Source organism: Actinomadura roseirufa (genome assembly GCF_900659635.1).
Lineage (GTDB): Bacteria > Actinomycetota > Actinomycetes > Streptosporangiales > Streptosporangiaceae > Spirillospora > Spirillospora roseirufa.
Genome location: NZ_CAACVB010000089.1, coordinates 1 through 13,600, shown reverse-complemented (window position 1 = coordinate 13,600; position 13,600 = coordinate 1). Strand labels below are relative to the sequence as shown.

At 74.0% G+C, this 13,600-nt stretch carries 12 protein-coding genes; 8 read left to right on the top strand and 4 right to left on the bottom strand.

Annotation, left to right across the window (positions count from 1 at the left end; all coding sequences use genetic code 11):
- Positions 1-10 precede the first annotated feature (10 nt).
- Genes E1291_RS19810 through E1291_RS19795 form a run of 4 tightly spaced genes read left to right on the top strand, consistent with a single transcriptional unit; the run spans position 11 to position 3,099 of the window.
- A complete protein-coding gene (locus E1291_RS19810; protein ID WP_131739320.1) occupies positions 11-676 on the top strand; it encodes a GntR family transcriptional regulator in 666 nt (221 codons plus the stop codon).
- Positions 677-725: 49 nt separating this feature from the next.
- Positions 726-2,186 carry a 4-hydroxyphenylacetate 3-hydroxylase family protein gene (locus E1291_RS19805; protein WP_131739335.1) on the top strand — a complete coding sequence of 487 codons (1,461 nt, stop codon included), beginning with the start codon at positions 726-728 and terminating at the stop codon, positions 2,184-2,186.
- Positions 2,183-2,530 carry a cupin domain-containing protein gene (locus E1291_RS19800; RefSeq protein ID WP_242614258.1) on the top strand — a complete coding sequence of 116 codons (348 nt, stop codon included), beginning with the start codon at positions 2,183-2,185 and terminating at the stop codon, positions 2,528-2,530. The genes E1291_RS19805 and E1291_RS19800 overlap by 4 nt, the downstream gene beginning before the upstream one ends.
- Positions 2,531-2,547: 17 nt before the next feature.
- Entirely contained in the window at positions 2,548-3,099 is a 552-nt protein-coding gene (locus E1291_RS19795; RefSeq protein WP_131739319.1) for a flavin reductase family protein, read from the top strand.
- Between the two features lie 7 nt (positions 3,100-3,106).
- On the opposite strand, the gene E1291_RS19790 is transcribed toward E1291_RS19795, so the two are convergent.
- Both E1291_RS19790 and E1291_RS19785 read right to left on the bottom strand, forming a co-directional pair.
- A complete protein-coding gene (locus tag E1291_RS19790; RefSeq protein ID WP_131739318.1) occupies positions 3,107-4,618 on the bottom strand; it encodes a sensor histidine kinase in 1,512 nt (503 codons plus the stop codon).
- Entirely contained in the window at positions 4,611-5,288 is a 678-nt protein-coding gene (locus E1291_RS19785) for a response regulator transcription factor (protein WP_131739317.1), read from the bottom strand. The genes E1291_RS19790 and E1291_RS19785 overlap by 8 nt, the downstream gene beginning before the upstream one ends.
- Positions 5,289-5,382: 94 nt before the next feature.
- On the opposite strand from E1291_RS19785, the gene E1291_RS19780 reads away from it, so the two are divergent.
- The 4 genes from E1291_RS19780 to fdh all read left to right on the top strand — a co-directional run bounded on the left by E1291_RS19780 (position 5,383) and on the right by fdh (position 12,276).
- The gene (locus tag E1291_RS19780; RefSeq protein WP_131739316.1) at positions 5,383-6,741 is read left to right on the top strand and encodes a DUF2079 domain-containing protein; all 1,359 of its coding nucleotides are present in this window, start codon (positions 5,383-5,385) and stop codon (positions 6,739-6,741) included.
- Positions 6,742-6,895: 154 nt separating this feature from the next.
- Positions 6,896-7,444, top strand: a complete 549-nt coding sequence (locus E1291_RS19775; RefSeq protein WP_165495198.1) for a MarR family winged helix-turn-helix transcriptional regulator — start codon at positions 6,896-6,898, stop codon at positions 7,442-7,444.
- 290 nt (positions 7,445-7,734) lie between these two features.
- Positions 7,735-8,946, top strand: a complete 1,212-nt coding sequence (locus E1291_RS19770; protein ID WP_131739314.1) for a PP2C family protein-serine/threonine phosphatase — start codon at positions 7,735-7,737, stop codon at positions 8,944-8,946.
- A 102-nt stretch (positions 8,947-9,048) separates the two neighbouring features.
- Positions 9,049-12,276 carry a formate dehydrogenase gene (fdh, locus tag E1291_RS19765; protein ID WP_131739313.1) on the top strand — a complete coding sequence of 1,076 codons (3,228 nt, stop codon included), beginning with the start codon at positions 9,049-9,051 and terminating at the stop codon, positions 12,274-12,276.
- A gap of 36 nt (positions 12,277-12,312) precedes the next feature.
- On the opposite strand, the gene selD is transcribed toward fdh, so the two are convergent.
- Together selD and E1291_RS19755 are read right to left on the bottom strand one after the other, a co-directional pair.
- Positions 12,313-13,341 carry a selenide, water dikinase SelD gene (selD, locus tag E1291_RS19760; protein WP_131739312.1) on the bottom strand — a complete coding sequence of 343 codons (1,029 nt, stop codon included), beginning with the start codon at positions 13,339-13,341 and terminating at the stop codon, positions 12,313-12,315.
- On the bottom strand, positions 13,338-13,600 hold a 263-nt coding region (locus E1291_RS19755), incomplete at its 5' end, for a SelB domain-containing protein (protein WP_207400820.1). The genes selD and E1291_RS19755, both read right to left, overlap by 4 nt.

The window sequence follows — 13,600 nt, the reverse complement described above, 5'->3', positions numbered from 1 at the left end:
CATTACGCCTATGAGCAGCCCACAACGATCGCGCGAGAGTGCCCAGGACACCACCTACCGCTGGCTGAAGCGGCACATCGCCTCGCTGCCCCGGCATGAGGGGACGTTCCTCACCGAGGCCGAGGTGTGCGAGGCGACCGGCACGTCGCGGACACCGGTGCGGGAGGCTCTGCTGCGGCTGGAGACCGAGGGCTTTCTGACGATCATGCCCAAGAAGGGCGCCTTCGTGCCCCCGGTCTCCGACGCCGACATCGAGGCGGTGATGCAGGCCCGCGAGCTGGTGGAGGACTGGTGCGTGCGGCGGGCCGCGCCGCTGGCGGCCGCGCTCGTGCCCGAACTGGAGGAGCTCATCGGCCGCCAGGAGGGCCTGATGGACGACCCGGTCGGGTTCATCGACTGCGACCGGGCCTTCCACCGGGCGATCGTGCGGAGCGCGGGCAACCAGGTGCTGGCCGAGTTCTACGAGACGCTGCGCGACCGGCAGGTGCGGATGGGCCTGCGGGCCATCGCGGCGACCGAGGACCGGGCCCGGGTCGTGCTGGCCGAGCACACCGCGATCGTGGCGGCGGTCCGCTCCGGCGACCCGCTGCGGTCGGCGGAGGCGCTCGCGGCGCACCTCGGCGGGACGCTGGCGGCGCTGCGGCTGCCCGCCGTGGCGAACTGGAACGGGCGATGACGCGCGCCCGGCGGACCCGCCACCACGGAACAGCAAGGAGGGCGACGTGATGCGCACCGGAGCCGAGTATCTAGCGTCCCTGAAGGACGACCGGGAGATCTACCTCGACGGCGAGCGCGTGGAGAGCGTGGCGCACCACCCGGCGTTCGCGCCGATCGCCCGCACCATGGCGGAGCTGTTCGACCTGGCCGCCGACCCGGCCCGGGAGATGACCTACCGTGCCCCGGAGACCGGCGAGGAGGCGAACCTCGTGTTCTCCATCCCGCGCAGCCGGGAGGACCTGACGGCGCGGCGGCGGGCCATCGAGACCTGGGCGCGGCACACCCACGGCTGGGTGGGCCGCAGTCCCGACCACGTCGGGGCGTTCATCGCGGCGTTCGCCTCGTCACCGCGGTCGTTCGTCACCGAGCGCCGGGACCTGTCGGCGGGCGTGCTGGAGTTCCACCGGCGGGTGCTGCGGGAGAGCCTGTACGTCTCCTACGCGATCATCCCGCCGCAGGTGTCGCGGGCCACCACCGCGCACGCGTGGGAGGGTGACTTCGTCCAGGCCGGCGTGGTGGAGGAGCGCCCGGACGGGATCGTCGTGCGCGGCGCGCAGATGCTCGCCACCGGCGCCGCCGTCGCCGACGAGATCTTCATCTCCTGCATCAAGCCGCTCACCCCGGACGACCGCGACTTCGCCGTCGGCTTCACGATCCCGGTGTCCGCCGAGGGGCTGAAGCTGCATTGCCGCCGCCCGTACGCGACGGCCGGGGACCCCTACGACTACCCGCTGTCGGCCCGCTACGACGAGACCGACGCCCTCGTGGTGCTGGACGACGTGTTCGTGCCGTGGGAGCGCGTGTTCGTCGACCGGGACGTGCCGGGCCTGCGCCGCCAGTTCTTCGACACCGGCGCGCACGTCCTCGGCAACTGGCAGGCGCAGATCCGGTTCGCGGTGAAGCTGCGCTTCCTCGGCGGCCTCGCCGGGAAGATCGCCGCCGTCAACGGCGTCGACCGGATCCCCGGCGTCCAGGAGAAACTCGGCGAGCTGGCGGGGCTGGCGTCGTTGGTCGAGTCCGCGGTGTTCGCGGCCGAGTACCGGGCCGCGCCGGACGGCAACGGGATGTGGCGGCCGGACGCGCGCGCCGTCTACGGGGCGATGGGCCTCCAGGCCGAGCTGTACCCGCGCGTCCTGGCGATCCTGCGGGACCTCGCGGGCGGCGGGGTGCTGCAGCTGCCCGCCAGCGTCGCCGACCTGCACAACCCGGTGACCCGCGCCGACATCGACCGCTACGTCCAGTCGCCGGGCGTCGAGGCCGCCGAGCGGGTGAAGCTCTTCAAGCTCGTCTGGGACGCCGTCGGGTCGGAGTTCGCGGGCCGCCACCACCAGTACGAGATGTTCTACGCCGGCGCGCCGTTCGTCGCGAAGGGCTACGCCTACCGCAACTTCGGCTACGACGACGCGATCGCCGACGTCGACGCGTTCCTCTCCGGCTACACCGACGTCCCCTCCACGAACGGATCATGATGGCCAAGCCCGAGCACGAGTTCTTCCCCGCCGAGACGATCGGGTTCACGCCCTGCGCGGGGGACGTCCCCGAGCTGACCGAGCGGATCCTGGCGGCCGACGGTGCCACCGGGGTCGCCACCCGCATGCTGCGCTTCGAGCCCGGCACCGACACCACGCCCAACGGCGTGCAGGCGCACGACTTCTGGGAGGAGGTCTACATCCTGGAGGGGGCGATCACCGACCTGCGGCTGGGTCAGACCTTCACCGCGGGAATGTACGCCTGCCGACCGCCCGGCATGGAGCACGGGCCCTGGCGCAGCGAGGAAGGCTGCCTCACCTTCGAGGTCCGTTACCGCCCCTGAGAACGAAAGGGAACGCCATGCCCGCGACCACCACCCCGGGCCACCCCGCCCTGTCGGCCGGCGACGGCGTCGACTCGGCGGCGATGCGCCGCGTCATGGGCCGCTTCGCCACCGGCGTCGCCGTCATCACCACCGTCGACGCCGCCGGCGACCCGCACGGGATGACGCTCAACTCGCTCACCTCGGTCTCCCTGGACCCGCCGCTCATCCTCGTCTGCTTCGGCTCCCGCGCGCGGACCGCCGTCGCGGTCGCCGAGTCGGGCCGGTTCGCCGTGTCGATCCTCGCCGCCCGGCAGGAGCCCATCGCGCTGCGATTCGCCGGCCGCGGCGAGGACCACTTCGCCGGGCTGCCGCTCAGCTACGGCGAGCACGACGTGCCGGTCGTCCCGGACGCGCTCGCCCACCTGGAGTGCGAGGTCGACCGGCAGGTCGTCGCCGGGGACCACGTCGTGGTCTTCGGCGCCGTGCGGCGCACCTGCGACCGCGAGGGAGTACCGCTGGCGTTCCTCGGCGGCGGCTTCGGCGGTTTCGCGGGGCGGGGGCAGTCGCCCCACTCCTGGTTCTTCTGATGATCCGCTAACCGGAGGGCCGGGCGTCGGTCAGGGCGTCCGGCCCCGCGGCGGGCTCGTCGTCCTGGTCGGTGGCGGGCAGCCGGACGACGAAGGTGGAACCGCCGTCGAGCCGGACGGTCCCGCCGAGCGAGGCGGCCAGTTCCCTGGCGATGGGCAGGCCGAGGCCCGCGCCGCCCTCCGCGCGGCTGCGGGACTCGTCCAGCCGGACGAACCGGTCGAAGATCCGTTCGGCGTCGGCGGCGGGCACGCCCGGCCCGTCGTCGGTGACCGTCAGCACGACGGTGCCCGCGCCCGGCCCCGGCTCGGCCCGGACGGTCGCGCGCACCGAGGAGCGGGCGTGCCGGGCGGCGTTGTCGAGCAGGTTCCGGACGATGCGGCCGACCCGCACCTCCTCCCCGCGCACGAGCGCCGGCCGCTCGGCGTCGCAGCCGAACGCGGGCGTCCGCGCGGTGAAGGCCCGCTCGGCGATCTGCTCCTCCACGAGGTCGGCCAGGTCCACCGCCCGCTCCGGACCTCGTCCGGCGGGCGCGGCCCGGTCGCCGGACGACAGCAGCAGCAGATCGTCGGCGAGACGCTGAAGGCGGACGGTGTCGGCGAGCGCCGCCGACACCGCGGCGGGCCAGTCGGCGCGCTCGGGCCGCGTCAGCGGGATCTCCAGGGCACCGCGCAGCGCGGCAAGCGGCGAGCGCAGCTCGTGCGAGGCGTCGGCGACGAACCGCTGCTGCCGCAGCACCGCGCGCTCCAGCCGGTCGAGCGTCTCGTTGGTCGTGCGGGCGAGCGCGGCGACGACGTCGGCGGCCGCCGGGACCGGGACGCGCCGGTCCAGCGCGCCCTCGGTGATGTCGGCCAGCTCGGCGCGGATGGCCTCGACCGGGCGCAGCGCCCGGCCGGTGACCAGCCACGCCGTCAGGCCGACGAACAGCACGGCGGCGGGCCCGCCCAGGGCGAGGACGCGGTCGAGGGTGGCGACGGCCGTCGCGGCGCGCTCGGGCGAGACGACCGCGTACACCGTCACCCGCTGCGGGGTCCGCGACTCCAGGTCGAACCGCGCGCGGATCTTGTCCGGGGCGAGCGGGTCGGTGGTCCCGACAACGAAGGTCCGCACGCCGATGTCCGGCACCCGGATCGTCCGCACGGTCCAGCCGACCGCCGGTTTCAGCCCCAGCCAGGGCCTGCCGAAAGCGGAGTCCTCCTGCCGGTTCGCCGTCTGGCCGTACCAGGATTCCTCGTCGCCCATCGCGGTGCCCGACTGGACCAACCGGCCGTCCGCGAGGATCGCGACGTAGGATCCGGCGACCGCATTCGGCTCGCCTCCGACCTCCATCGACGAGGTGACCTGCAGGGCGTCCCGCGTCGCCGTCCGCTTCGCCTCGGCGTTCCACTGGTCGCGGACGGCGCCGCGGCCCCAGTATCCGCCCAGTGCGAGGACGGCCACGGTCGCGGCCATCGCCGCCAGCGCGGCCTTGGCCCGGACCGACGGCCGCGCCCACCGCGGGCGGGCCCGGCGCTCACGCATCGCGGGCCGACAGCCGGTAGCCCGCGCCGCGGACGGTCTGGATGGTCGAGCGGCCGAACGGCAGGTCCAGCTTGCGGCGCAGCGCCCGGACGTACACCTCGACGATGTTGACGTCGCCGTCGAACGCCTGGTCCCACACCGCGTCGATGATGTCGATCTTGGCGACGGCCTCGTCCGGGCGGCGGGCCAGGCACTCCAGCACGGCGAACTCCCGGGCGGTGAGCCGCACCGGCACGTCCCCGCGGCGGCAGCGCCGCGCCGCCGGGTCCAGCCACAGGTCGCCGACCCGCAGCACCGCGGGCCGCACGGCGCCGCCCCGGCGCAGCAGGGCGCGCAGCCGCGCGAGGAGCACGACGTAGGAGAACGGCTTGCTCAGGTAGTCGTCGGCGCCGGTGTCGAGCGCCTCCGCCTCGTCGTACTCGCCGTTCTTCGCGGTCAGCATGAGGATCGGAAGCGTGCTGCCCGCCGCGCGAAGGCGCCCGCAGACCGCGTACCCGTTGAGGCCGGGCAGCATGATGTCCAGGATCAGCGCGGAGTACGGGTGGGTCTGGGCGAGGTCCAAGCCCTCGCGGCCGTCGTGGGCGACGTCGACGGCGTACCCCTCGCCACGGAGCCCGCGGCTCAGCGCGGTCGCGAGCCGTTCCTCGTCCTCGATCATCAGCAGCCGCACGGCCCCAGTATGCACGCGGGCCGCGCCCCGAACCTGAAGACCTCTTCAGCTTCGTTAAGCGGGCCTTCAGCGGCTACACGCCAGCCTCGTCGCGGTGAGAAATCCACAGCGAATCCCGTGGGCCGTGGCGGCCGTCCTCTTCGCCGCCTACTTCGCGCTGTCGGTGCAGCGTCACCGGCGCATGGAGAGCACCGGATACGACCTCGGGCTCTTCGAGCAGGCCGTCCGCAACTACGCCCACCTGCGGGCTCCGGTGGCCGATTTCAAATCGCCGGGGTACAACCTCCTCGGCGACCATTTCCACCCGGTGCTCGTCACCATCGCCCCGCTCTACCGGCTCTACCCGGGGCCGGTAACGCTGCTGATCGTCCAGGCCGGGCTGCTGGCGGTGTCGGCGGTCCCGGTGACCCGCCTGGCGGCCGAGTCGCACGGCCCCCGAGCGGGCGCCTGCATCGGCCTCGCCTATGGACTGTCGTGGGGAATCCAGCAGGCGGTCGTCTTCGACTTCCACGAGGTCGCGTTCGCCGTCCCGGTGGTAGCCCGCGTGACCGAACTGCTCGTCCGGCGCCAAGCGTGGGCCGCGGCCCGGTGGGCGCTGCTCCTGCCGCTGGTCAAGGAGGACATGGCGCTCATCGTCGTCGCCGTCGGCGCCCACCTTTACCGGACGGGCGACCGCAAGGCCGGCGCCGTGGTGACGGGCGTCGCCGTCGCCGCCGCGGCGCTGACCGTCCTCGTCATCATCCCGGCATTCAACCCCGACCATTCCTACAATTATTTCGGCGTGGCCCAGAATGGGCCCGAGAATCCTTTCACGCGCTTGTTCACCCCGGTCGGTATGAAAGGGAACACTCTGTTCGCACTGTTCGCGGCCACGCTTTTCCTGGCGCTGCGATCACCGCTCGCCCTGCTCACGCTGCCGACGCTCCTGGCCCGTTTCTGGGCGTCCAATCCGTTCCTGTGGGGCACGCACTTCCACTACAGCGCGGTACTGATGCCGATCGTGTTCATCGCCGCGCTCGACGGACTCGACCGGCTGCGGCGTCCGGGCACGGGCACGCTGGGCCGCCGGATCGCGACCGCCGCGCCGCTGGCCGTCCTCGCCGCCGGGACGGTGCCCGTCGCGCTCGGCGCGCAGCCGCTCGGACGGCTGCTGCGGCCGTCCTACGCGCACGTCCCGCCGGACGTCGCCGAGGCGCGCCGGATCCTGGCGGTGATCCCGGACGGGGCGGACGTCGCGGCGGCCAACCGCCTCGCCCCGCAACTGACGGCGCGATGCCGCGTCCTCCGGCTCGACCCCGTCTTCCTAGCGCGGCGCCCCCGGTGGGCGGCCGTCGCGCTCCCCGGCCGTGCCGGGCCGCCGCCGCCCAGGGAGGAGGTCGCCGTCCAGGGACTCGCCGCGTCGGGGTACCGGCCCGTGGCACGGGGCGGCGGGATCATGTTGTATCGGCGTTGACGGGCCCGCGATCCCGGCCGTCCGGGCATCGCGGCCGGACCACGGCCGGAGCCCTTCCTTTATCGTGGGCTATCGGCCGCGGCCCGGCCGCCCCGGGTGGCCGCACTGCGCCGCCCGGCGGCGAGGCCGACAGCTCCTTGAGAAAGGCGGGGGTGTGACCCAGCGACGACCGCGGCTCCCGGCGGGCGATCCGGGCGGCGCGCCACCGCCCGGCGTGCCACCGGCGGCCGATACCGAGGTGCCGGGCGACGTCACGGCCGCCGTGGAGCGGGTGCTGAGCGAGGCCGCGCTGCTGTGGAGCCGCGCCGACCAGGGCCTGGAGCCCGCCGTGTCGCCGATCCAGCTGCGCGCCGTGGAGGCCGTCGCGCGGTTCGGCCGGCTGACCCTCGGCGGGCTCGCCGAGGAGCTCGGCGCGATCCCGTCCTCGGCGAGCCGGCTGTGCGACCGGCTGGAGGCCGCCGGGCTGGTGGTGCGCGAGAGCGCGCAGGCCGACCGGCGGGAGATCATCGTCCGGCTCAGCGACCAGGGCGAGCGGCTGCAGGCCGAGCTGACCCGGCGGCGCCGCGCGGTCGTGGGCGAGGTGCTGGCCCAGATGTCGCCCGCGTCCCGGGGCCGGCTGATCGACGCGCTCACCGAGTTCGGCCTGGCCTGCGAGCGGAGCGAGCCCGGCCTGCCCGGCGCGCTCGGCTCCCGCTCCGCCTGACCGGGCGGCCCGGCCGCCCCGCCCGGCGACACCGCCCGGCCGCACCGCCGAGCCGGACCGCCCCGCCCGCGCGGGCCCCGCCCGGCCCGGCTCGATATCAAGTATTTGCCATGCGGCAAACTTTTTGACAGTCTCTCCTCTGCGGTCCTCCGTCCGAAGCGGGACGGGCCCGCCGGGCATGCCGCGCCCCCGTGCGGACGGCCGATCGAGGGGCCCGGCCGCCCCCGGCGCGTCCGCTCCCGCCGCGCCCGGCCGGTACGTCAGAGATGTTCGAAGGAGATGGGGTCGCCATGAGCACGCAGGGCCGCCCGGCCACGGTCGAACGGGCGCTGCGCGCGGCTCCCGCGCACTCGGTGCCCGAGACGCTGGCCGCCGCGCTCCGGCACGCGTTCCCGCGGGTCTCCGCGGTCCGCCTGCTGGTGAACGACTACCACTCGCGCGCCCTGCTGCCGGTCGGGCCGCACCGGGTCGTCCCCGTCTCGGGACCGGCCGCGGAGCCCGTCGACGGACTCGCCGGGCCGGCCCCCGAGCCGATCCGGATCCAGGGCACGGCCCCCGGCCGGGCGTTCGTCTCCCGGCGCCGCGTCGAGGACACCGACGACGACGGCGGGACGCTGCTGTACGTCCCCGTCGTCGCCCGCGGCGAGCGCCTGGGCGTCCTGGAGATCCGCGCGGACGGCGCGCTCGGCGACGGCGACGCCGACGACCTGGCGGAGGTCGGCGAGGTGCTCGGCACGGCGCTGAAGGTCGCCTGGCGCCACACCGACCGGTACGAGCGCGCCCGGCGCAGCCAGCGCCTCACGCTCGCCGCGGAGCTGCAGTGGCAGCTGCTGCCCGGCCACGCCTGCGCGGGCGAGCGGTTCAGCCTCGCGGGCCACCTGGAGCCCGCCTACTCGATCGGCGGGGACAACTTCGACTGGTCCACCGAGCACGACCACCTCGTGCTCACCGTCACCAACGGCTCGGGAACGGGGATCCAGGCCGCGCTGCTGACGTCGCTGACGGTCGGCGCGCTGCGCAACGCCCGCCGCTCCGGCGCCGACATCGGCGAGCAGGCGAGCCTGGCCAACGACATGGTCCACGTCCGCTACCGCGGCCGGGAGTTCACCGAGACCCTGGTCATGCGCATCGACCTCGCCGACGGGCTCGTCCACGTCATCGACGCGGGCTCGCCCCGCATCCTGCGGATGCGCGGCACCGAGGTCGCCGGCGTCCCGCTGGAGCAGCAGCTGCCGCTCGGCATGTTCCCCGACACCGAGTACCGCCCGCAGCGGTTCGCGCTGGAGCCCGGAGACCGGCTCGTCATCGTCAGCGACGGGGTGTTCTCGGCGCGCACGCCGCGCGGCGAGTTCGGGAAGCAGGCGCTGGAGCAGGCCACCCGCCGCACCCGGCTGCAGGACGCCGCCGAGGTGCCGCTGACCATCATCAACGAACTGATCGAGCACCACGAGAACAACGACCTGGCCGACGACGCCGTCGTCGTCTGCCTCGACTGGAACTGAGCCCGGCGGTCCTCACCCGTCTGACGCCGCCGGGCTCGAATAAGAGGGCGCGGCCCGGGTAAGACCCAGCCGCCCACGACGGACGCGCGGGAGGGTGGTGTCATGGTCCGCCGCTGGATCGGCTCATGGCCCGTCTACCGCCAGTTCACCGGCGGCGACCCGCTGGGCCGCGGCGCCGCCGCGCGGAGCGCGGGCACCGAGGCGATCACCCCGCGGGTGAGCACCGCCGACGCGGTCGTGAAGTCCGTGTGCCCGTACTGCGCCGTCGGCTGCGGGCAGGACGTCTACGTCGAGGACGGCCGGGTCACCCAGATCGAGGGCGACCCCGACTCGCCGGTCAGCCGGGGGCGGCTGTGCCCGAAGGGCTCGGCGAGCCTCCAGCTGACCACCGGGGACGCCCGCGAACGGTACGTCCTCTACCGTCGCCCGCACGGGACGGAGTGGGAGCGGCTCGACCTCGGCACGGCCATGGAGATGATCGCCGACCGGGTGGTGGCGGCCCGGCGGGACGGCTGGCAGTGGGAGCAGGACGGCCGCCGGGTGCGGCGGACGCTCGGCTTCGCGAGCCTCGGCGGCGCCACGCTCGACAACGAGGAGAACTACCTGATCAAGAAGCTGTTCACCGCGCTCGGCGCGGTGCAGATCGAGAATCAGGCCCGCATTTGACACTCCTCCACCGTTCCCGGTCTGGGAACCTCGTTCGGACGCGGCGGCGCGACCACGTTCCAGCAGGATCTGCGGAACGCCGACTGCATCGTCGTCCAGGGCTCGAACATGGCCGAATGCCATCCGGTCGGGTTCCAGTGGGTCATGGAGGCGAAGGCGCGCGGCGCGAAGCTCGTCCACGTCGACCCGCGCTTCACCCGGACGAGCGCGCTCGCCGACCTGCACGTCCCGCTGCGCGCCGGCAGTGACATCGCCTTCCTCGGCGGGATCATCAACCACGTCCTGGAGACCGGTGCGTACTTCCGCGACTACGTGGTGGCCTACACCAACGCCTCGGTGATCCTCGGCGAGGACTTCCAGGACACCGAGGACCTCGACGGCGTGTTCTCCGGCCTCGACTCCGACACGCGCTCCTACGACCACCAGACCTGGCAGTACGAGGGCCTGGAGGTGCAGTCGGCCGCCGGGGAGCGCACCGAGGCCGTCTCGGAGTCGGCCCGCGGCGAGGCGCACGGGTCCGGCGGCGCCGCGCTCGGCGAGGGCGAGCCGCGCAGGGACCCGACGCTGGAGCACCCGAGGTGCGTGTTCCAGGTGCTCAAGCGGCACTACGCCCGGTACACCCCCGAGATGGTCGAGCGGGTCTGCGGCGTGCCGCGCGACCGGTTCCTCCAGGTCTGCGAGCTGGTCACCGAGAACTCCGGCCGGGACCGCACGACGGCGTTCGCCTACGCGGTCGGCTGGACACAGCACACCGTCGGCGTCCAGTACATCCGGGCGGCGGCCATCCTGCAGAGCCTGCTCGGCAACATCGGGCGTCCCGGCGGCGGCATCCTGGCGCTGCGCGGGCACGCCTCCATCCAGGGGTCCACCGACATCCCGACGCTGTTCAACCTGCTCCCCGGGTACATCCCGATGCCGCACGCGCACACCAACGAGAACCTGGACGCCTTCATCGAGGCGGAGGCCGCGCGCAAGGGCTTCTGGGGGAACATGCGGTCCTACTTCGTCAGCCTGCTCAAGGCGTACTGGGGCGACGCCGCCACCGCCGACAACGACTTCTGCTTCGACTACCTGCCCAGGCTGACCGGCACCCACAGCACGTACGAGACGGTCAGGGCGCAGATCGACGGCGACTGCAAGGGCTACTTCCTGATGGGCGAGAACCCGGCGGTCGGGTCGGCCAACGCCAAGCTCCAGCGGCTCGGGATGGCCGCGCTGGACTGGCTGGTCGTCCGGGACTTCTCGCTGATCGAGTCGGCGACCTGGTGGAAGGACGGCCCGGAGATCGAGAGCGGCGAGATGCGCACCGAGGACATCGGCACCGAGGTGTTCTTCCTGCCCGCCGCGGCCCACACCGAGAAGGACGGCAGCTTCACCAACACGCAGCGGATGCTCCAGTGGCACCACAAGGCCGTGGCCCCCGCCGGGGACACGCGCAGCGACCTGTGGTTCATGTACCACCTCGGCCGCCTCGTCCGGCGGCGGCTCGCCGGCTCGGCCGACCCGATGGACCGTCCCGTCCTCGACCTGACCTGGGACTATCCGACGAGCGGCCCGCTGGACGAACCGGACGCCGAGGCCGTCCTCGCCGAGATCAACGGCCGCGGCCCCGACGGCGCGCCGATCTCGGCCTACACCGAGCTGAAACCCGACGGGTCCACCTCGTGCGGGTGCTGGATCTACGCCGGGGTGTACGCGGACGGCGTCAACCAGGCCGCCCGTCGCAAGCCCGGCCGGGAGCAGGACTGGGTCGCCGCCGAATGGGGATGGGCCTGGCCCGCCAATCGCCGGATCCTGTACAACCGCGCCTCCGCCGACCCGGACGGCAAGCCGTGGAGCGAGCGCAAGGCACTGGTGTGGTGGGACGCCGAAAAGGGGAGGTGGACCGGCCACGACGTCCCCGACTTCGTCCCCGACAAGGCGCCCGACTACGAGCCCCCCGAGGACGCCGAAGGCCCCGACGCCCTGCGCGGCGACGACCCGTTCATCATGCAGGCCGACGGCAAGGCGTGGCTGTACGTCCCGGCGGGCCTCATGGACGGTCCCCTGCCGACGCACTACGAGCCGCAGGAGTCGCCCGTCACGAACCCGCTGTACGGGCAGCAGCGCAACCCCGTCCGGCACCTGCCGTCCCCGCACCCCGACGACCTCTACCAGCCGAGTGGAGACGCGCCGGGGTCGGAGGTCTTCCCCTACGTCGCGACCACCTACCGGCTCACCGAGCACCACACGGCGGGCGGCATGTCCCGCTGGCAGCCCTACCTGGCCGAGCTCCAGCCCGAGTTCTTCTGCGAGGTGTCCCCCGAGCTGGCCGCCGAGCGGGAACTGCGGCACGGGGAGTGGGCCACGATCGTCTCCGCGCGCGGCGTCATCGAGGCCCGCGTGCTCGTCACCGCGCGGATGACGCCCCTCGACGTGGCGGGACGCACGCTGCACCAGATCGGCCTGCCCTATCACTGGGGACCGAACGGGTACAGCCGCGGCGACGCCGCCAACGAGCTGCTGCACCTGGCGCTCGACCCGAACACCCACATCCAGGAGGCCAAGGCGCTGACCTGCGACATCCGCCCCGGCCGCCGCCCGCGCGGCCCGGCCGCGACCGCCCTGGTGCGACGCTACCGGGACCGCGCGGGCATCACCGACCGGACCGGCACCGAGATCTGACCCGGCACCCGCCCGGCCCGCTCCCCGGGCCGGGGGTCAGCGGACGACGATGGCGTGCTCCCCGGCGGGCACCAGCTCGCCGATCACCGGGGCGCCCGGGATCTCGCCCGCGACGAGCAGGCCGCCGGACGTCTGCGCGTCCGCCAGGAGCAGCCGCGTCACCTCGTCCGCCGCGCCGAAGTCGGTGTGCGGGGCGACCCACTCCAGGTTGCGGCGGGTGCCGCCGCTGACGAACCCCTCCCGGGCCGACTCGTGCGCCCCGGCCAGGTACGGGACGGCCGCCGCGTGGACCACCGCGCTCACCCCGGACGCGCGGGCCAGCTTGAACAGGTGCCCGAGCAGCCCGAACCCGGTGACGTCGGTGGCGCAGACGGCGCCGGCGTCCAGGGCCGCGGCCGACGCCTCCCGGTTGAGCGCGACCATCGAGGCCACCGCGTGCTCGAACACCTCGCCGGTCGCCTTGTGCCGGTTGTTGAGCACGCCGACGCCGAGCGGCTTGGTCAGCGACAGCGGCATCCCGGGCCGCCCCCGGTCGTTGCGCAGCAGCAGGTCGGGGTCGGCGACGCCGGTCACCGCCATGCCGTACTTGGGCTCCACGTCGTCCACGCTGTGGCCGCCGCCGATGTGGCAGCCCGCCTCGGCGGCGACGTCCCGGCCGCCGCGCAGCACCTCGCGGGCCAGCTCGAACGGCAGCACCTCCCGGGGCCAGGCCAGCAGGTTCACCGCGACGAGGGGACGGCCGCCGACCGCGTAGACGTCCGACAGCGCGTTCGCGGCGGCGATCCGGCCCCAGTCGTAGGGATCGTCGACCACGGGGGTGAAGAAGTCGGCGGTCGCGACGGCCGCCATGCCGTGCGCGGCGCCGGGCAGCCGCACCACGGCCGCGTCGTCACCGGTATCGAACCCGATGAGCAGCTCGGTGCCCCGCCCTCCCGCGGGCCCTCCCGTCCCGGGCGTGAGGGCGAGCCCCGCGACGACCTCCTCCAGCTCCCCCGGGGGGATCTTGCACGCGCAGCCGCCGCCGTGCGCGAACTGGGTCAGCCGACGTTGGTCGATGGTCGTCATGTCGTCCTTTCCGTGTGCACGCGGCAGCGCCGCCGGAGGTCGTCCACCCGTTCGGTGTACCCGCGCGCGTCCAGGTGCTCCATCAGCGGCACGGCCACGCGACGAGTGGTCCCCAGCGCGCGGCGAGCGTCGCTCACCGTGAACGGGCCGCCCAGCCCGCCGAGGATCCGCGCCGCGCGCTCGTCGTCCCCGGGCAGCAGCACGATGCCGCCGCCGAGCCGCAGCAGCGCGCCCGCCGCGGCCGCCGCCGCGACCAGCC